We start from the raw sequence: 18,570 nt of genomic DNA, 5'->3' as shown, positions 1-18,570 counted from the left end.
CGACCGCGCTGTAATCGCGCTGATCCGTCGTTCCACGACCCACCAGCGCTTGAAGATTTCGCGCTGGCCCGTCGATCGGCCGCTTCACCTCCCCCTCCGGCCTGCCCGGAGGAACGAGGGCTCTGCGACCCCCGGTGTCAGCGCACTACTGACACAGGAGTCCTCATGCCCACTCACACCCTCGCTCCCGCGATCGTCCTCGATCGCGTCTCCCTCACCTGGGCGGACGGCACCGCCGCCCTCTCGGACGTCTCCGGCTCGTTCGGCACCGGCCGCACCGGGCTGGTCGGACGCAACGGCTCCGGCAAGTCCACGCTGCTGCGGCTCATCGCCGGCGACCTCGCGCCGTCGGCCGGGCACATCACCCGGACATCGGATGCCGCCTACCTGCCTCAGCGGCTGACCCTCGACGTGGAACGGCCCGTGGCCGATCTGCTCGGGGTGGGCGACACGCTGCGCGCCCTGCGCGCGATCGAGTCCGGGGACGTCGACCCGCATCATTTCGACGTGGTCGGCTCGGACTGGGACGTCGAGGCGCGGGCCCACGTCGCCCTCGCCGAGGCGGGTCTGGCGCCCGAGATGCTCGACCGCAGCGTCGGTCAGCTGTCGGGCGGCGAAGCCGTGCTCACGGCGATCGCCGGCATCCGCCTGCGCGGCGCCGCCATCACACTGCTCGACGAGCCGACGAACAACCTCGACCGCGAGGCGCGGGCCCGCCTTCACGACATGGTCCGCTCCTGGCGCGGCGCGCTCGTCGTGGTGAGTCACGACACCGCGCTGCTGGAGCTCATGGACGACACGGCCGAGCTGTACGCGAACGAGCTGTCGGTCTTCGGCGGCCCGTACTCGGAATGGCGCGCCTGGCTGGATGCCGAGCAGGATGCCGCCCGCGACGCCGAGCGCGCCGCGAAGCAGTCGCTCAAGCGCGAGAAGCGCCAGCGCATCGAGGCCGAGACGACGATCTCGCGCCGGAAGGCCATGGGCGACAAGGCGTTCGTGGAGAAACGCGTGCCCAAGATCGTGGCCAACGGACGACGCATGGCCGCCGAGGTCTCGGCGGGCAAGCTGCGCGGTGAGAAGGCCGAGCGCGAGGCATCCGCCCGCGAAGCGCTGGATGCCGCCGGCCGCCGCGTCCGCGACGACGCCTCGATGAAGATCGACCTGCCCGACCCCGGCGTGCCCGCGGGCCGGCGCATCGCCACGCTCGGCGACGGATCGCGGTCCTGGATCATCCAGGGCCCCGAACGGGTCGCCCTCATCGGGCCGAACGGCGCCGGCAAGACGACGCTGCTGGAGCGGCTGGTCGGGGCTGCCGTCGAGGATTCAGGAGACACGCCGGGCGAAGGGGCTCATAGCCCCACCGACGGCACGGTCTTCCTGAATTCTCCGCACGGAACGCTCCACACCGACCGCGTCGGCTACCTGCCGCAGCGCGTCGACGGGCTGGACGAATCGGCCTCGGTGCTCGACAACGTCGCGGCCGCGGCGCCCCAGGTGGGGATCGTCGAGCTGCGCAACCGGCTCGCCCGGTTCCTCATCCGAGGAGCCGCGGTCGAGCGGCCGGTGGCGACGCTGTCGGGCGGCGAGCGGTTCCGTGTGGCGCTGGCGCGGCTCATGCTGGCCGACCCGCCGCCGCAGCTGCTGGTCTTCGACGAGCCGACGAACAACCTCGACCTCGACACGGTCGACCAGCTCGTCGACGCGATCGCCGCCTACCGCGGCGCGGTGCTCGTCGTCAGTCATGACGACGCATTCCTCGAGCGGATCGGCGTCAGTCTGACGCTCGAGCTCGACCGCGACGGGCAGCTGACAGAACAGTAGCCGGGGTGCGGCATCCACTCTTCGAAAGGGGTGGATGCCGCGCCTCAGGCCGCCTTCGCGAGAGAGCCGTAGCGCTCCATGCGGTGCCAGCGCAGGCGGGTGCCGGCGAGCGCCGTGAACACCGACTGGATCACCACCAGGTACATCAACTGCCGGTAGACCACCTGCTGGAGCGGCAGGGACCACAGCGGCCGCGGTGACTCGCCGTCGAGGGCGAAGGCGAACCACGCCATGAGCAGCTGCACCAGCATGAACGCCGCCCACAGCGCGATGATCCGCACCGGATCGAGGAAGACGAGTCCGTAGAGGGCGAAGACATCCACGACGGGTGCGAGCAATGGCAGCAGCACCTGCAGCACGAGCAGGTACCCGAGGCCGCGCCGCCCCAGCTTGCCGGCGGCGCCGCCCTGTACGACCGCCTTGCGGTGCTTGAACATCGCCTGCAGCGTTCCGTAGCACCAGCGGTACCGCTGCTTCCACAGGGCGTCGAGCGTCTGCGGGGCCTCGGTCCACGCGCGGGCCTGCTCTTCGTACACCACCCGCCACCCGTCGCGGCACAGCGCCATGGTGAGATCGGTGTCTTCCGCGAGAGTGTCGCTGCTGACCCCGCCTACCCGCTCGAGCGCACTGCGTCGGAACCCGCCGATCGCGCCGGGAACCGTGGGCATGCACTCCGCGACATCGAAGAGCCTGCGGTCGAGATTGAAGCCGACGACGTATTCGATGTGCTGCCAGCGCCCCAGCAGTCCGCCCCGATTCGCCACCTTCGTGTTGCCCGACACCGCCCCGACCTTCGGATCCGCGAACGGCTGGACCAGCAGCCGGACGGTCTCGGGCTCGAAGACCGTATCGCCGTCGACCATCACGATGAGCTCATGCCGGGCCGCGCGGATGCCGGTGTTGAGCGCCGCCGGCTTGCCCTGGTTCGGCTGGCGGATGACCCGCACGCGCGGCAGCGCCAAGCGCTCGACGAGATCGGCGGTGCCGTCGGTCGACCCGTCATCGACGACGATGACCTCGACGGGATGATCGGATGCCGCGATCGATCGCACCGCCGCCTCGATGCCGGCGGACTCGTTGTAGGCGGGAACGATGACCGACACGGGCTCGGCGACCGGCGGGTCGGTCCAGACCGGAGCCCGCCGCACGCGGCGGACGTGGCGCACGGCGGCGCCCATCACGAGCACGGCGCGCAGGAGCACCACGATCCCGCTCACCACGAGCGCCCACGTGAGGGCCCACACCACGACGTCGCTTGCGCGCACTGCGGCGATGGTCGCCCAACCGGCGGCCCGGTCCCACCACGTCGCCTCGGGCGCCTCGGCGGTGACGCCGATCGCGTCACTCACCGAGCTGACGGTGTAGCCACGGACCTCGAGGGCGGTGAGCAGCTCGTCGAGCGCGGCGACGGTCTGGCTGCGGTCCCCGCCGCCGTCGTGCATGAGGATCACCGCGCCGTCGTCGCCGATGGGTGTGCCCGCTGCGACGATCGCATCGACGCCGGGTCTCGTCCAGTCGCGGGTGTCGAGGGTCGTCAGCACCGAGACGTAGCCGTCGCTGCCCGCCGCCTCGACCGCCCTCCACACGTCGTTGGTCACCGCTGCCGGGGTCGAGCTGTACGGCGGGCGGAACCAGGTCGCTCCGACCCCGGTGGCCGCTGCGATGACCCGCTGGGTGGACGCGAGCTCAAGACTCTGCTGCCACGCGGGAGCCGCGCCGAGGTCGAGGTGGGTGAAGGTGTGCAGGCCGATCTCGTTGCCGCCGGCGACGATGTCGCGCGCGAGACCAGGGTGCTCGGCGACGGCTGAACCGACCGCGAAGAACGTCGCGGTCGCGCCGTGCGCCCGCAGCACCCGCAGGATCTCGGGCGTCCAACGCGGGTCGGGGCCGTCGTCGAACGTCAGCGCAACGGTGCGGTCGGCGGGCGCGGCGGTGCGCGGCGGGTCCTCGGTCGGGTCGATGACCGGGTCCCCGGTGGCGACGCCCGCGGGCACTTCGTCCGCGCGCGCGTCGACGGCGGCGGTCCCCGAACGCGCCTCGCCCGCGTGCACGTAGCCGTGCACGACGAGAGCCGCGGCGAACGCCACCAGCACCGCGCCGAGCACGACCCAGTGCACACGCGTCCTCGCTGCCCGCGCGGTCGACCGGTGCTGCCGCCGCGTGATGACATCAGCCGTCACGGCTTCGCGGGCTCCGTCGGAGCCTTGGCCCGACCGGGTGCGGTCTCGCTGTTGCCGCGATCCTCGGCGGGCGGCGCGTTCCCGGGAGTCGCCGTGGCGACCGGTGACGGCGACCCCACTGCGGCGGGCGCCGGTTCCGAGGCAACGGGCGCATCCGCCGCGTCGGGCGCAGCATCCGTCGATCCGTCCACCGGCGTCGGCGGGCTCGTCGGTGCCGGATCGGATGCCGGCGGCAGCGGCTGCACAGGGGTCGACGCATCGGCGACAGGGGCGCGCGAAGGAAGCAGCGGCGAGACGACGGTCGGCACGCCCATCACCGAAACGACGACGAGAGCGAGCGACAGCGCGACCGCGGCGATGCCGGCGATCGCGGCCGCACGGATGCGGCGCAGCCGACGACCGCTGCGGTCCACGAACACAGGACTGCTACGGCGGGTGAGCGGGGCAGGCGCCTCCGACCCGCGCGAGGGATCGGTCACCATCACGCTCCTCGGGCGGTGGGCGCGCCCGGGATGCGCGCCCGCAGGGAGCATATGCGGCGCCCTCTGAGAATCGTGGGTCGAGCGTCGCTTCCTCATGGACCTCTCACGCGCCGGGAAGCGGATGCCGCGGCCTGCGCCCCGGAAGATCTGGGGGTTCTCCCCCATGTGCCGACGGCGCCCGACAGGGAGGATGGATGACATGAACGCACTCATGAGACCCCGCCAGGGACGCCTGATCGCCGGTGTCTGCGCCGCCGTCGCGAACCGCTTCGGCTGGAGCGTGACGCTGGTGCGCATCCTCACGGCGATCGCCGTGATCTTCTTCGGCCTGTCGCTGTGGGCCTACATCATCCTGTGGATCCTGATCCCGAACGAGGGGTGATTCCCCTCAGCCCGCTCGATCAGGGCTTCTTCTTGTGGCCCGGGGCGTTCCCGCTGTTCCCGGGCGCCGTGGGCGTCGGCGTCGGCTCCGTTTCGGGCGCGGGGGCCGGTGCGGGCACCTGAGTCGCCGGGGGTGCCGGTTCGGCCTCGGGCGCGGCATCCGCTTCCTCCACGGGCGCGACGGCCGGGTCCGGCGACGGGGTCGGCGCCGGAGGCGTGGGGGTCGGCGTCGAGACGCGCTCCTCCGAGACAGGCGCCGGGTCGGCGGGCAGCGGATCCGACCGCTGCGAGACGGCGAAGATCGTCGTGACGACCAGCAGCAGCGACAGTCCGAGCGCACCGCACAGGGCGCCCAGCCCGAACGTCTGCACTCGGCGGGAGCGCGACAGTTCGCGCGCTGTCTGCACGGCGGCGGCTCGGCGGGTGGGCGGCGTCGCCGATTCCGACCCGCTCGAAGGCGTCGGATCCATCACGCTCCTCAGCGGTGAACGCGTGCGGGGAGAGACACGCGGGTGCGAGTTTACGCGACCGTCGTTCGCGCGATCCTGGCCCGATGTCGGCGCAGGCGACGAAGATGGAGTGATGGCCGACGTCCTCGAGAGATTCGGTCCTGCCACGCAGGACTGGTTCCGCGGCGCCTTCCACGCCCCCACCGAGGCCCAGAAGGGCGCCTGGCAGGCGATCTCGGTCGGCAAGCACGCGCTCGTCGTCGCACCGACCGGTTCGGGCAAGACGCTGTCGGCCTTCCTGTGGGCGATCGACCGGGTGTTCCACGACAAGGCCGCGGCGACGGCATCCGCTTCTCCCGCTCCGAAGAAGAAGCGAACGGATGCCGCGCCCCCGGCCACCCGGATCCTCTACATCTCGCCCCTGAAGGCGCTCGGCGTCGATGTCGAGCGCAACCTGAGGTCTCCGCTCGTCGGCATCGGGCAGTCGGCCCGGCGACTGGGGCTGACGGTGCCCGACGTCACCGTCGGCGTGCGCTCGGGCGACACTCCGGCGGGCGATCGGCGCAAGCTCGTGCAGGCGCCGCCCGACATCCTCATCACGACTCCCGAGTCGCTCTACCTCATGCTGACGAGCCGCGCCGGCGAGACGCTGCGCGACGTGCACACGGTGATCGTCGACGAGGTCCACGCCGTCGCGGCGACCAAGCGCGGTGCGCACCTGGCGGTCAGCCTCGAGCGTCTCGACGCGCTGCGGCGGTCGTTCGCGCCCGACGCACCGCCCGCGCAGCGGATCGGCCTGTCCGCCACGGTGCGGCCGATCGACGAGGTGGCGCGGTTCCTGGGCGGCGCCGAGCCGGTCGAGATCGTGGCTCCGCGCGCGACGAAGGCCTTCGACATGAAGGTCGTGGTGCCGATCGGCGACATGCTCAACCCGCCGCCTCCCCCGAGCCCGTTCCTCTCCGACGACGGGGACGCCCCGGCGTCACCGGACTCCGGTGACGAGCCGATCGACGAGGACTGGTTCGCCGACGGGTCGTCGGGCCGCCGCGCCTCTGGCGCCGGCGAGACCGAGATGACCGGCTCGGTGTGGCCTCATGTCGAGGAGGCGATCGTCGACCGCATCCTGCAGCACCGGTCGACCATCGTGTTCTGCAACTCGCGGCGCCTCGCCGAGCGGCTGACCGGGCGTCTCAACGAGATCTACTCCGAGCGGCTCGGGCTCGACCTGCCCGAGCAGTCCGTCCCCGCCGCGATGATGGCGCAGGCCGGTGCGACGGCGGGAGCCGACGCCGTGCTCGCCAAGGCGCACCACGGCTCGGTGTCGAAGGAGCAGCGGGCACAGGTCGAGGAGGAGCTGAAGTCCGGCCTCCTGCGGTGCGTGGTCGCGACCTCGAGCCTCGAGCTCGGCATCGACATGGGTGCCGTCGACCTCGTGATCCAGGTCGAGGCCCCGCCGAGCGCGGCATCCGGCCTGCAGCGCATCGGACGCGCCGGACACCAGGTCGGCGAGGTGAGCCGGGCGGCGCTGTTCCCGAAGCACCGCAGCGACGTGCTGCACACCGCGATCGTCACCGAGCGCATGCTGGCCGGGCAGATCGAGGCGATCGCGATCCCGCAGAACCCGCTCGACATCCTCGCCCAGCACACGGTGGCCGCCGCCGCGGTCGGCCCGGTCGACGTCGAGGGCTGGTACGAGACCCTCAAGCGCAGCGCGCCGTTCCGCTCGCTCCCCCGCTCGGCGTACGAGGCCACGCTCGACCTCATCGCCGGTAAGTTCCCCTCCGACGAGTTCGCCGAGCTGCGACCCCGCGTCGTATGGGACCGCGACCTCGGCGTGCTCACCGGGCGCCCCGGCGCGCAGCACATCGCGGTCACGAGCGGCGGCACGATCCCCGATCGCGGCCTGTTCGGGGTCTTCGTGGCGGGCGAGTCGCAGAACGCACGCGTCGGCGAGCTGGACGAAGAGATGGTCTACGAGTCGCGCGTCAACGACGTGTTCACGCTCGGGACGACCAGCTGGCGCATCGTCGAGATCACGCACGACCGCGTCAACGTGGTGCCCGCGTTCGGCCAGCCGGGCAAGGTGCCGTTCTGGCACGGCGACGGCATCGGGCGCCCCGCCGAACTGGGTGAGGCCCTCGGCAGGTTCTCGCGCGAGGTGTCGACGGCAAAGCCCGACAAGGCCGAGGCCCGGCTGCGCGAGGCGGGGCTCGACGAGTTCGCGCAGGACAACCTGCTCGCCTACCTCGCCGAGCAGCGCGAGGCCACCGGCACGCTGCCCACCGACCGCCAGCTGACCGTGGAGCGAGGGCGCGACGAGGTCGGCGACTGGCGCGTCATCCTGCATTCCCCCTACGGCATGCAGGTTCACGCGCCGTGGGCGCTGGCCGTCAACGCCCGCATCCGCGAACGCCTCGGCGTCGAGGGTTCGGCGGTCGCCAGCGACGACGGCATCATCGCGCGGATCCCGGATGCCACCGCCGAGCCGCCGGGCGCGGACCTGTTCGTCTTCGACCCCGACGAACTCGACCAGATCGTCACCGAAGAGGTCGGCGGGTCGGCGCTGTTCGCCTCGCGCTTCCGCGAATGCGCCGCGCGCGCCCTGCTCATGCCCCGGCGCAACCCCGGCAAGCGGACGCCGCTGTGGCAGCAGCGGCAGCGGTCGGCGCAGCTGCTCGAAGTCGCGCGTCGGTACCCGACGTTCCCGATCATCCTCGAGACGCTGCGCGAAGTGCTGCAGGACGTCTACGACGTGCCGTCGCTGCTGCGCCTCATGCGCGGCATCGGCGAACGGCGCATCCGGCTCATCGAGACCGAACCCGCACAGCCGTCGCCGTACGCGCGCGACCTGCTGTTCGGCTACGTCGGGGCGTTCATGTACGAGGGCGACTCGCCCCTCGCCGAGCGCCGCGCGGCCGCATTGTCGGTCGACCCGGCGCTGCTGTCGGAGCTGCTCGGCAAGGTCGAGATGCGGGAGCTGCTCGACCCGGACGTCATCGCGCAGTTCGAGCGAGAGGCGCAGCACCTCGACCCCGAGCGCCGCGCCCGCGGAGTCGAGGGCGTCGCCGACCTGCTGCGCCTGCTCGGCCCGCTCGACGCCGCCGAGGTCGCCGCGCGCCTGGAGTCCCGCGAGGGTGCCGACGCCGCGTCCGACGAAGAGGCGGCCGGTCATCTCGAGACCCTCATCGCCTCGCGCCGCGCGATCCCGGTCACGATCGCCGGTGTCGGCCGGGTCGCGGCGACCGAAGACGCCGGGCGCCTGCGCGATGCGCTGGGCGTAGCCCTGCCTGTCGGCATCCCCACCGCGTTCCTCGAACCGGTCGCCGATCCGCTCGGCGACCTCGTCGCGCGGTACGCCCGCACGCACGGCCCCTTCCGGGCGGATGCCGCCGCCGACCGCTTCGGCGTCGGCATCGCGGTCGCACGCCTGACCCTGCAGCGCCTCGAATCGCAGGGGCGCGTGGCATCGGGGTACTTCCTGCCCGAGACCGCGACGACGACCGCGGCGGACGACGCCGAATGGTGCGACAGCGAAGTGCTCCGACGGCTGCGGATGCGGTCGCTCGCCGCCATCCGCGGCACCGTCGAGCCCGTGTCGCAGCAGGCCTACGGGCGATTCCTGCCGGTGTGGCAGCACGTGACGCGTCCGCTGGAGGGCATCGACGGAGTGGTCGCGGTCGTCGAGCAGCTCGCCGGCGTGCCCGTCCCGGCGAGCGCGTGGGAGTCGCTCATCCTCCCCGCCCGCGTGGCGGACTACACGCCGGCCATGCTCGACGAGCTGACCTCGACGGGCGAGGTGGTGTGGTCGGGTCACGGCGGCCTGCCCGGCCGCGACGGCTGGATCGCGCTGCATCCGTCCGACGCCCTGCCGCTGACGATCGCACTGCCCGACGAGGCGGAGGCGCCCGCACCCGGCTCGCTCGACGCGCAGCTGCTCGCGGCGCTCGAGGGCGGAGGCGCGTACTTCGCCGCGCAGCTGCGACAGACCACGGGCGCCGAGAACGAGCAGTCCGTGAACGAGGCGCTGTGGCGGCTCGCCTGGTCCGGAAAGGTCACCAACGACACGTTCGCGCCCGTGCGGTCCCTCGTGTCGGGCGGATCGCAGGCGCATCGCGTCAGCAGGCGCACGCCGCGCGCCCGTCTCTACCGGGGCACGCCGGGCAGCATGAGCGTGGCGATGCGGTCGGTGTCGGCATCCCTCCCGACGCGATCGCCGGCGGTCGGCGGCCGATGGTCGCTGCTGCCCGCGCCCGAGGCGGACCCGGCGCTGCGAGCCACCGCGACGGCGAGCCTGCTGCTCGACCGCTACGGCGTGGTCACGCGGGGCGCCGTGCAGTCCGAGGGCGTGCCCGGCGGGTTCGCCCAGACGTATCGCGTGCTGGCCGGGTTCGAAGAGGCGGGGCACTGCCGTCGCGGCTACGTGATCGAGAAGCTCGGCGCTGCGCAGTTCGCGGCCTCCGCCACGGTCGACCGGCTGCGCGAGTTCGCCGGGCTGAGCGACCCGCCGCCGCTGCGGGCCGTGACGCTCGCCGCGACGGATCCCGCCAACCCGTACGGCGCCGCGCTCGCCTGGCCCGGGCTCGAAGGTGTCGGACACCGGCCCGGGCGCAAGGCGGGCGCCCTGGTGGTGCTCGTCGACGGCGCACTCGCCCTCTATCTGGAACGCGGGGGCAAGTCGGCTCTGGCCTTCACCGGCGACGAGGCCGTGCTCGCCGCCGCCACGCGCGACCTCGCCGCGACGGCGCAGGCGCGACGGCTCGACACCCTGACGATCGAGCAGGTGAACGGCGCGTTCGTCCATGGCACGGGCATCGGGCGCACGCTGCGGGACGCCGGCTTCGTGGAATCCCCCCGCGGGCTGACGCTCCGCCGAGTGACCGCCGGCGACGCGGTGCGGGGCGCTCGTGCCTGAGGGCGACACCGTCTTCCAGGCCGCCCGCCGGCTCGATCGCGCGTTGGCCGGCGCCACGGTGACCCGGTTCGAACTGCGGGTGCCGCAAGCTGCGACCGTCGACCTGCGCGGCGAGGTCGTGCACGGGGTCGTGAGCCGCGGCAAGCATCTGCTGCACCGCATCGGCACGTGGACGCTGCATTCGCACCTCAAGATGGAGGGCGAGTGGCACGTGTACCGACGCGGTGAGCGCTGGCGAGCCCCGGGGTTCCGGGCGCGCGCCGTGATCGGTGCGACGGCGCCCGACGGCAGCGAATGGGAGACCGTCGGGTTCGACCTCGCCGACATCAAGATCGTGCCCACCGCCGCCGAGGAGGACCTCGTCGGCTACCTCGGCCCCGACCCGCTCTCCGACACGTGGGACCCCGAAGAGGCTGCCCGCCGGCTGCACGCCGACACGCGCGCCGTCCACGTGGCGGTGCAGGATCAGCGCAGCATCGCCGGCTTCGGCAACGAGTACGCGAACGAGATCCTGTTCGTGCGCGGCATCCTGCCCACCACCCCGGCGGACGAGGTGGATGCCGCCGCCCTCGTCGACCTGGGCGCGCGAATGATCCGCGCCAACCGCGATCGCGTCGACCGGACGTTCACCGGCGATGCCCGCCGCGGGCGCACGAACTGGGTGTACGGCCGCGAAGGGCGCCCGTGCCGGCGGTGCGGCACCCTCATCGAGCGCAGCGCGCTGGGCGCGGATCCGACGCGCGAGTGCATCGTGTTCTGGTGCCCCACCTGCCAGCGCTGACGCGCGCAGGTCACGATGGTGCAACGGACGATCTGTCGTCCGATCCGTCGGGGTGCGGCATCCATCGTTCGACTTCTCGTTGAAACATCGCGGATTCCGCGGGTTCACGCACGCCCGGACGATCTGTCGCACCGAGCACACCCCGTGGCCCGGATCGTCCTGTTTCGCGGTGGCGCGGATTGCACCCGGGCACGCCCCGCTATTGAATACCCCCACACCCGAAAGGCCGCGCACCGCCGCACGGCCCGCGACACGAAGGACCTCACGAGTGACGACGTCCACAGGCACGGCGCCCGCATCGGCGCTCCCGGCAGACCAGGTTCCCACCGACGGCGACGCGTCGCGCGGGGCGGTCCTGCTCTCGGGCATCACCAAGCGCTACGGGGACCAGGTCGCCGTCGACGACCTGTCGCTGACCATCCAGCCGGGCGAGTTCATCTCACTGCTGGGTCCGTCGGGCTGCGGCAAGACGACGACGCTGCGCATGATCGCGGGTTTCGAGCAGCCGGATGCCGGCGACATCCGCATCTCGGGTCAGTCGGTGCTGGGCGAGCCGCCGTACCGCCGCAACGTCAACACGGTGTTCCAGGCGTACGCGCTCTTCCCGCACATGTCGGTGGCCGAGAACGTCGCGTACGGGCTGCAGCAGCGCAAGACCCCGAAGGCCGAGATCCGCACGCGCGTCTCGGAGGCGCTCGACCTGGTGCAGATGCGCCAGTTCGCCGACCGCAAGCCCACGCAGCTGTCGGGCGGCCAGCAGCAGCGCATCGCCCTGTCGCGGGCGCTCGTGAACCGACCCGCGGTGCTGCTGCTCGACGAGCCCCTCGGCGCCCTCGACCGGCAGCTGCGCGAAGAGATGCAGCTCGAGCTCAAGCTCCTGCAGTCGCGCCTGGGCATCACCTTCGTCTTCGTGACGCACGACCAGGGCGAGGCGCTCTCGATGAGCGACCGCATCGCGATCATGCGTCACGGCCGCATCGAGCAGATCGCCGACGCCGACACCGTGTACGCGCGTCCCGCCTCGGCGTACGTGGCGGCGTTCGTCGGGCAGCAGAACTTCTTCACCGGCACGGTCACGGCGGACGGCGCCGCGGTCGAGGCGGCGGAGGGCCTGGTCCGCGGACACTCGCCCGAGCTCGCCGGCGCCGTGCGCGGCCAGGCGGCCGTCCGTCCGGAGTTCGTGCGCATCGCGGCGGAGTCGTCCCCCGAAGCCGGGTCGACGGCATCCTCCGTCAACTCCGTCCGCGGAACGCTGCTGGGGGTCGCGCACCTGGGCGAGACCATGCAGTACCTGGTGAAGGTGTCGGACGACAAGAGCATCATCGCCCGCCGGCCCACACCCGAGGCGCCGTCTCTCGCGGTGGGCGACGCGGTCGTCTGCTCGTGGGATGCCGCGAACGTGCTGCTCTTCCCCGCCGACGACGCCGCCGCCGACAGCGGCTACGTCGCCCCGCCCGCCGTCTGATCCGACCGTCCCCTTCGCACCCGAGCCCCCTGGAGACCCCGATGCCCGAGTCCCCCATCCGCATCCTCGCCAGCGCCGATGCCGTGCCCACGATCCGCCGTGAGCTCAGCCGCCGCGGATTCCTCGGCATCGCCGCTGCGGCCGGCGCCGCCGCGATCCTCACGGCGTGCTCGCCCGGCGGCGGGACCTCCGCGGCGCCGAAGGCGACCGGCGGCGCACTGGAGAACAAGCTGTCGATCTACACGTGGGGCGACTACGACAGCCCCGACGTGATCGACGCCTTCACGAAGGAGAAGGGCCCGACGGTCGAGCTCACCTCGTTCAACTCGAACGAGGAGATGATCGCGAAGCTCACCGCCGCGAAGGGCACCGGCGGTTACGACATCGTCGTGCCCACCGGCGTGTACATCCAGCAGATGGTGCAGAACGGGCTGCTGCAGAAGCTCAACCTCGACCTGATCCCGAACTTCAAGAACCTCGACCCCGCGTTCGTGGGTCGTGCGTGGGATCCCGACAACGAGTACTCGATCTGCAAGGACTGGGGCACGACCGGGTACGTGTACGACAAGACCGTCATCACGCGCGAGCTCACCACGTGGGCGGACTTCCTCGACGCCGCGCAGAACGAGGCCAGCGGCAAGACGTCCGTTCTGGACGATGCGAGCGAGCTGACCGGCGCGTACTTCTGGGCGAACGGCATCCCGTGGACGACGACCGACGAGGGCGACCTCGATGCCGCCGAGGACTTCCTCGTCAACACGCTGGCGCCGCACATCGAGACGTTCGACTCGTACCCGGGCGGCGGCGCGATCCAGCAGGCCTCGCACGTGCTCATGCAGGCCTACAACGGCGACGTGCGCCTCGCGCTCATGGAGAGCAGCGAACCCGACCGCTGGCAGTGGGTGCTCGCGGGTCCGAAGACCGAGATCTGGATGGACAACTGGGCGATCCCGGTGGGCGCTCCCCACCCGGAGGCCGCGCACGCGTTCATCGACTACGTCCTCGATCCCGCCGTCTCGCTGCAGGAGCTCGACTACATCGGCTACCACACGGGGGTCGCCGACATCGAGCAGGCAGCCGCCGACGCCGGCCTCGAGCTGCTCGACATGGTCTTCTTCACGCCCGAGCAGCTGGCGACGATGGAAGAGGGCGAGGTCAACGAGGCCCTCACCCGCGTCGTCGACATCTACAACAAGGTCAAGGCGGCTGCGGGTGCGTAAGAAGGCGGGCATCGCCCTCGCGTTCCCCGCGTGGGCGTGGCTGCTCTTCTTCTTCGTCATCCCGGTCGGCTACGTCGTCTGGTTCAGCTTCGGCTACAAGCCGGGCATTTTCGGCACCCACGCGAACGACGTGCTCTCGTTCGACCGGTACCTCGAAGTGCTGACGCCGACGTTCTTCGCGACGTTCCAGAACACGCTGTGGATCGGGATCGTCGGCACGCTCGCGTGTCTGGCGATCGGCGCGCCGGTCGCGTACTGGATGGCGGTCAAGGCGCCGCCGTCCAAGCGCGGACTGCTCGTCGCGCTCGTGATGGTGCCCTTCTGGACCAACTTCCTGGTGCGCACCATCGGGTGGCAGATCATCCTCGCGCCCAACGGCTGGCTGTCCGGCGTCATGCAGGCGATGGGCCTCGGACCGCTCGACATCCTGTACACGCGTCCGGCGGTGCTGCTCGGCGTGATCTACAACTACCTGCCGCTGATGATCCTGCCGCTGTTCGTCGCCTTCGACCGGGTGGGTCCGTCGCTGCGCGAGGCGTCGAAGGATCTCGGCGCCGGCCGCTGGACCACCTTCCTGCGGGTCACGCTCCCGATCTCGCGCCCCGGCGTCGTGGCCGGCGTGCTGCTGGTGTTCATCCCGCTCATGGGCGACTACATCACCGCGACGATCCTCGGCGGCGCGAAGGGCAACATGATCGGCCAGATGGTCGCGACGCGGTTCCAGACGGCGCAGAACTGGGCGCTCGGCTCGGCGATGGCGATCATGCTGATCCTCATCGTGCTGCTCACGGCGGCCGTGGGGCTCGGACTGGTGTGGCTCATCGGCCTGCCGTTCCGCCTGCGCAATCGCGTGGTGCTCGACCCGGTGCCCGCGCCCGCGACGGCATCCGCTTCCCCGGCCGGAGGTGCCGCATGACCGCCACCGACACGCGCACGATCCTGTCGGCGCAGAGCAGCGTGACCCCGCGCGCCAAGCGCAACCGCGGAGACCTCGGCTTCACGATCTGGGGCATCGCGGTCCTGGTGTTCCTGTTCCTGCCGATCGCGGTGGTCGTCGTCTACTCGTTCAACGTCGGGCGCCTGCTCACGTCGTTCACGACGTTCGGGTTCGACTCGTTCGCCGCGATCGTCTCGAACGAGGTCATCCGCAGCGCCGTGCTGATTTCGGTGCAGACCGGCTTCCTCGCGGCGCTGCTGGCATCGGTGCTCGGCACGCTCGCGGGCATCGCGATGGCCCGTCACCCCGGCAAGTGGGTGTGGTGGTTCCTCGTGCTGCTGCTGCTCGTGTCGGTGACGCCCGAGATCGTCGACGCGGTCGCGCTGCTGCCGTGGCTGGTGACCCTCGGTCAGGACTGGGGCATCGCCTTCTTCAACGACGGCGTCTTCCGCCTCGTGATCGGCCACTCGCTGTTCTCCATCGCGGTCGTCTCGTACCTCGTGCGCGCCCGGCTCATCGGCCTGGACGCGCAGCTCGAAGAGGCGTCCGCCGACCTGTATGCGCCGCCGCTGACGACGTTCCGCCGTGTCACGCTTCCGCTCGCGATGCCCGCCGTGCTCGCCGGGTTCCTGCTGTCGTTCACGCTGAGCCTCGACAACACGGTCATCGCGGCTTTCGTCTCGGTGGCGGGGTCCACGCCGTGGCCCGTGTACATCCTGGGTGCGGTCCGCACGGGCCTGCGTCCCGAGATCGCGGCGGTGTCGACGATCATGCTGCTGCTGACCCTCATCGCGCTGGCCGTCGTGGCCCTCGTGCTCAAGCGCGCGGGCGATTCGGCCGCCGACATCGCCCGCACGATGGCGGGCGGATGATCCGGATGCCGCGCCTCTGAGCCGACCGTCGCCCGACGTCGCATCCTGCTCGTTCCTCGCTCGCCCCCACGACCCGATCGCCCAGGGAGTCCCATGCCGTACGCCGACCTCGTCTTCACCGGCGGGCCCGTGTTCACCGCGAACACCGTCCGCTCGCGCACCGATGCGGTGGCCGTCTCGGGCGGCCGCATCGTCGCCGTCGGCGGCGACGACGTCCGCGACCTCGTCGGCCCCTCGACCGAGGTCGTCGACCTCGCGGGACGCCTGCTGCTGCCGGGCTTCCAGGACGCGCACGTCCACCCCGTGTGGGGCGGGCTCGACATGCTCCGCTGCGATCTGGCGCAGCTCGACACGGCGGCCGAGTACGTCGACGAGATCGGGCGCTACGCCGCCGCGCACCCGGACGACGAGTGGGTCCTCGGCGGCGGGTGGGCGATGTCGGCGTTCCCGGGAGGCACGCCGACGGCATCCCTCCTCGACACCGTCACCGGTGACCGCCCGGTGTTCCTTCCCAACCGCGACGGCCACGGCGCGTGGGTGAACTCCGCCGCGCTGCGCCTCGCGGGCATCGACCGCGACACCCCCGATCCCGCCGACGGCCGCATCGAGCGCGACGCGGACGGCACCCCGTCGGGCACGCTGCACGAGGGCGCCATGTCGCTCGTGAACCGACTGCTGCCGGCCGAGCCGCCCGAGCGGATGGTCGAGGCACTGCTGACCGGTCAGCGGTACCTGCACTCGTTCGGCGTGACGGCCTGGCAGGACGCGATCGTCGGCTCATATGGGGATGCCGGCGACCCGGGTCCCGCGTATCTCGCGGCCGCCGCCGACGGCCGTCTGACCGGCCGGGTCGTCGGCGCCCTGTGGTGGGACCGCGCCGCGGGGCTGGAGCAGATCCCGCTGCTCGTCGAACGCCGCGAGCAGTACCGCGGCGGCCGTTTCGCCGCGACGAGCATCAAGGTCATGCAGGACGGCGTGGCCGAGAACTTCACCGGCTCGATGCTCGAACCGTACTTCGACGGGCACGGCCACCCCACCGACAACTCGGGAATCTCGTTCGTCGCTCCCGAGATCCTCAACGAGGCGGTGCCGCTCCTGGACGCGGCCGGGTTCCAGGTGCACTTCCACGCCATCGGCGACCGCGCCGTGCGCGAGTGCCTGGATGCCGTCGAGCACGCCATCGCGCGCAACGGGCGCTCCGACAACCGGCATCACATCGCCCACATCCAGGTCGTGCATCCCGAAGACATCCCCCGCTTCCGCGAGCTGGGCGTCGCCGCGAACATGCAGTCGCTGTGGGCCACGTACGAACCGCAGATGGTGGAGCTCACGCTGCCGTTCTTCGGCCCCGAGCGCTCGGCGTGGCAGTACCCGTTCGGCGACCTGCTGCGGGCGGGCGCGGTGCTGGCCGCCGGCAGCGACTGGTCGGTGTCGACGCCCGACCCCCTCGCGGCGATCCACACCGCCGTGAACCGCAAGGCGGCACCGGGGCACGAGGAGGGCGATTACGACGCGTTCTATCCCGAGCAGGCCATCGACCTCGCGACCTCGCTGACCGCGTACACGGCGGGCTCGGCCTGGGTGAACCACCTCGACGACGTCACCGGCACGGTCGAGGTCGGCAAGTACGCCGACCTCGTGGTGCTCGACCGCGATCCCTTCGCCGGGCCGGCCGACCAGATCGGCGCCACCCGGGTGCTGCAGACGTTCGTCGAGGGCGAGCGCGTGTACGCGGCACCCGACTCCTGAGCCGCCCGCACCCGCCCCCGACCGCATTCGGACGTCAGACCCGCACCAGCTCCTGCAGCACGCCCTGATGCTCGGGCGTCCAGCCGAGCTCGCGCGCCTCGTCACCGGACGCGGCCTGGTCCAGCAGCAGCGCGTCGGCGAACGCCCCGCCGAGACGGGAGCGCGTCGCCTCGGCGGACTCGGGCGCCGCATCCGCCCCCGCAGCCTCGGCGACCTGGCGCACCGACACCGGCGCGCCGTCGCTCGCGATCAGCCGACCGACCGCGACGGGATGCGTCACCGCCAGCAGGTACAGGCGCGCGAGATCGTCCACGTGCACCCACGTCCAGCGCTGCGATCCGTCGCCGATGAGTGTGAGCGCGCCGTCCGCGGTGCGCGGGGCATCCGTGATCAGCGACACCAGCCCCTTGCCGTGCCCGTACACGACACCGGGGGCGATGACGGTGGTCGACACGTCCGAGGCCAGCAGCCGCTCCTCGATGGGCACGCGCCACGCCACGAGATCGACCGGATCCGGCGTATCGGAACTGTGGATGCTGCCACCCGCCCCGTACTCCCAGATCCCGCTGGTCAGCACGAAGCGTCGCTCGGTGCCGCTGTAGACGCGCTCGACCGCGTCGGCGACGGCGCGGTTCAGCCGTTCGGCGTCGTCCGACGCCGCGGTGTGGATCGCGGCATCCGTTCCCGCGAGGATGCCCGCCAGCCAGTCCGGGTCGTTCAGGTCGCCGATGACGGGCGTCGCGCCCTTCCCGGCGACGGTGGCCGCCGCCCGGTCGCTGCGCACCGGAGCGACCACGTCGTGGCCGGCGTCGAGGAGGGTGTCGAGGACGGCAGAGCCGATATAGCCGGTCGCGCCGGTCAGTAGGATCTTCATGCCGTTCACCGTAGGGCCGACCCTGTCGGTTACTTCAACGGAACTTCCCCGGAGGTGACCCCGCATGACGACCGTCGAATGGGACGTGACCAGCCCGGCCTGCCCGAGCCGGGTGATCTTCTCGCGCATCGGCGACAGGTGGACGATGTTCATCGTCCTCGCGCTGTCGGAGCGGACGATGCGGTTCTCCGAGCTCAAGGAGCGACTCGGCCAGATCTCGCCGAAGGTGCTCACCGAGACGCTCCGCGCGCTCGAAGCGGACGGGCTGCTCGAGCGACGGTCGTTCCCCGACTCGCCGCCGCGGGTCAAGTACTCGCTGACGGGCCTCGGCCGGTCTCTGCTGGAGCCGATCGCTGCGATGCGGGTCTGGGCGGAGGAGCACGTGCCCGAGGTGCTCGAGTCGCGCCGGCGCGCCCTCAGCGCCTGACGCGTGCGACCTATGCTGTA

At 71.8% G+C, this 18,570-nt stretch carries 14 protein-coding genes; 10 read left to right on the top strand and 4 right to left on the bottom strand.

Going from position 1 to position 18,570, the window contains the following annotated elements:
* Positions 1-165: 165 nt before the first annotated feature.
* Positions 166-1,821 (top strand): ABC-F family ATP-binding cassette domain-containing protein, encoded by a 1,656-nt coding sequence (locus tag ACTHNQ_RS17395; protein ID WP_440335208.1) that lies wholly within the window; start codon positions 166-168, stop codon positions 1,819-1,821.
* A gap of 44 nt (positions 1,822-1,865) precedes the next feature.
* Here ACTHNQ_RS17395 and ACTHNQ_RS17390 read toward each other — a convergent pair whose 3' ends face one another.
* Together ACTHNQ_RS17390 and ACTHNQ_RS17385 are read right to left on the bottom strand one after the other, a co-directional pair.
* Entirely contained in the window at positions 1,866-4,001 is a 2,136-nt protein-coding gene (locus ACTHNQ_RS17390) for a bifunctional polysaccharide deacetylase/glycosyltransferase family 2 protein (protein ID WP_440335207.1), read from the bottom strand.
* Positions 3,998-4,480, bottom strand: coding sequence for a hypothetical protein (locus tag ACTHNQ_RS17385; RefSeq protein ID WP_440335206.1), 483 nt, complete (start codon positions 4,478-4,480; stop codon positions 3,998-4,000). Before ACTHNQ_RS17385 ends, ACTHNQ_RS17390 begins: the two co-directional genes overlap by 4 nt.
* A 202-nt stretch (positions 4,481-4,682) precedes the next feature.
* On the opposite strand from ACTHNQ_RS17385, the gene ACTHNQ_RS17380 reads away from it, so the two are divergent.
* Entirely contained in the window at positions 4,683-4,865 is a 183-nt protein-coding gene (locus ACTHNQ_RS17380; protein WP_440335205.1) for a PspC domain-containing protein, read from the top strand.
* A gap of 19 nt (positions 4,866-4,884) precedes the next feature.
* Here ACTHNQ_RS17380 and ACTHNQ_RS17375 read toward each other — a convergent pair whose 3' ends face one another.
* A complete protein-coding gene (locus tag ACTHNQ_RS17375; RefSeq protein ID WP_440335204.1) occupies positions 4,885-5,334 on the bottom strand; it encodes a hypothetical protein in 450 nt (149 codons plus the stop codon).
* Between the two features lie 112 nt (positions 5,335-5,446).
* Between ACTHNQ_RS17375 and ACTHNQ_RS17370 the strand changes: the two genes are divergently transcribed.
* The 7 genes from ACTHNQ_RS17370 (at position 5,447) to ACTHNQ_RS17340 (ending at position 17,249) form a co-directional block, all read left to right on the top strand.
* Positions 5,447-10,225: an Lhr family ATP-dependent helicase gene (locus ACTHNQ_RS17370; RefSeq protein WP_440335203.1), complete on the top strand. Its 4,779-nt coding sequence runs from the start codon at positions 5,447-5,449 to the stop codon at positions 10,223-10,225.
* Positions 10,218-11,006 (top strand): DNA-formamidopyrimidine glycosylase family protein, encoded by a 789-nt coding sequence (locus ACTHNQ_RS17365; RefSeq protein WP_440335202.1) that lies wholly within the window; start codon positions 10,218-10,220, stop codon positions 11,004-11,006. The genes ACTHNQ_RS17370 and ACTHNQ_RS17365 overlap by 8 nt, the downstream gene beginning before the upstream one ends.
* Positions 11,007-11,274: 268 nt before the next feature.
* Complete coding sequence (locus ACTHNQ_RS17360) at positions 11,275-12,471, top strand: ABC transporter ATP-binding protein (RefSeq protein WP_440335201.1); 1,197 nt, start codon at positions 11,275-11,277, stop codon at positions 12,469-12,471.
* Positions 12,472-12,512: 41 nt separating this feature from the next.
* Positions 12,513-13,691 (top strand): polyamine ABC transporter substrate-binding protein, encoded by a 1,179-nt coding sequence (locus tag ACTHNQ_RS17355; protein ID WP_440335200.1) that lies wholly within the window; start codon positions 12,513-12,515, stop codon positions 13,689-13,691.
* Entirely contained in the window at positions 13,684-14,607 is a 924-nt protein-coding gene (locus tag ACTHNQ_RS17350; RefSeq protein ID WP_440335199.1) for an ABC transporter permease, read from the top strand. Before ACTHNQ_RS17355 ends, ACTHNQ_RS17350 begins: the two co-directional genes overlap by 8 nt.
* A complete protein-coding gene (locus ACTHNQ_RS17345) occupies positions 14,604-15,500 on the top strand; it encodes an ABC transporter permease (RefSeq protein WP_440335198.1) in 897 nt (298 codons plus the stop codon). The genes ACTHNQ_RS17350 and ACTHNQ_RS17345 overlap by 4 nt, the downstream gene beginning before the upstream one ends.
* 93 nt (positions 15,501-15,593) lie before the next feature.
* Positions 15,594-17,249 carry an amidohydrolase gene (locus tag ACTHNQ_RS17340; RefSeq protein WP_440335197.1) on the top strand — a complete coding sequence of 552 codons (1,656 nt, stop codon included), beginning with the start codon at positions 15,594-15,596 and terminating at the stop codon, positions 17,247-17,249.
* Between the two features lie 34 nt (positions 17,250-17,283).
* Here ACTHNQ_RS17340 and ACTHNQ_RS17335 read toward each other — a convergent pair whose 3' ends face one another.
* Entirely contained in the window at positions 17,284-18,123 is an 840-nt protein-coding gene (locus ACTHNQ_RS17335; protein WP_440335196.1) for an NAD-dependent epimerase/dehydratase family protein, read from the bottom strand.
* Between the two features lie 64 nt (positions 18,124-18,187).
* On the opposite strand from ACTHNQ_RS17335, the gene ACTHNQ_RS17330 reads away from it, so the two are divergent.
* Positions 18,188-18,550 (top strand): winged helix-turn-helix transcriptional regulator, encoded by a 363-nt coding sequence (locus ACTHNQ_RS17330; RefSeq protein WP_440335195.1) that lies wholly within the window; start codon positions 18,188-18,190, stop codon positions 18,548-18,550.
* The last annotated feature ends 20 nt before the right edge of the window (positions 18,551-18,570 follow it).

It is taken from the genome of Microbacterium sp. (assembly GCF_051953575.1).
Lineage (GTDB): Bacteria > Actinomycetota > Actinomycetes > Actinomycetales > Microbacteriaceae > Microbacterium.
Note: the sequence above shows the minus strand (reverse complement) of the source record. Positions and strands in the feature narration are given on the sequence as shown.

Excerpts from the sequence above, each read along its gene's own strand:
- ACTHNQ_RS17395 (WP_440335208.1), top strand. The coding sequence starts at position 166 with ATGCCCACTCACACCCTCGCTCCCGCGATCGTCCTCGATCGCGTCTCC.
- ACTHNQ_RS17355 (WP_440335200.1), top strand. The coding sequence starts at position 12,513 with ATGCCCGAGTCCCCCATCCGCATCCTCGCCAGCGCCGATGCCGTGCCC.
- ACTHNQ_RS17370 (WP_440335203.1), top strand. The coding sequence starts at position 5,447 with ATGGCCGACGTCCTCGAGAGATTCGGTCCTGCCACGCAGGACTGGTTC.
- ACTHNQ_RS17375 (WP_440335204.1), bottom strand. The coding sequence starts at position 5,334 with ATGGATCCGACGCCTTCGAGCGGGTCGGAATCGGCGACGCCGCCCACC.
- ACTHNQ_RS17330 (WP_440335195.1), top strand. The coding sequence starts at position 18,188 with ATGACGACCGTCGAATGGGACGTGACCAGCCCGGCCTGCCCGAGCCGG.
- ACTHNQ_RS17345 (WP_440335198.1), top strand. The coding sequence starts at position 14,604 with ATGACCGCCACCGACACGCGCACGATCCTGTCGGCGCAGAGCAGCGTG.
- ACTHNQ_RS17340 (WP_440335197.1), top strand. The coding sequence starts at position 15,594 with ATGCCGTACGCCGACCTCGTCTTCACCGGCGGGCCCGTGTTCACCGCG.
- ACTHNQ_RS17335 (WP_440335196.1), bottom strand. The coding sequence starts at position 18,123 with ATGAAGATCCTACTGACCGGCGCGACCGGCTATATCGGCTCTGCCGTC.
- ACTHNQ_RS17380 (WP_440335205.1), top strand. The coding sequence starts at position 4,683 with ATGAACGCACTCATGAGACCCCGCCAGGGACGCCTGATCGCCGGTGTC.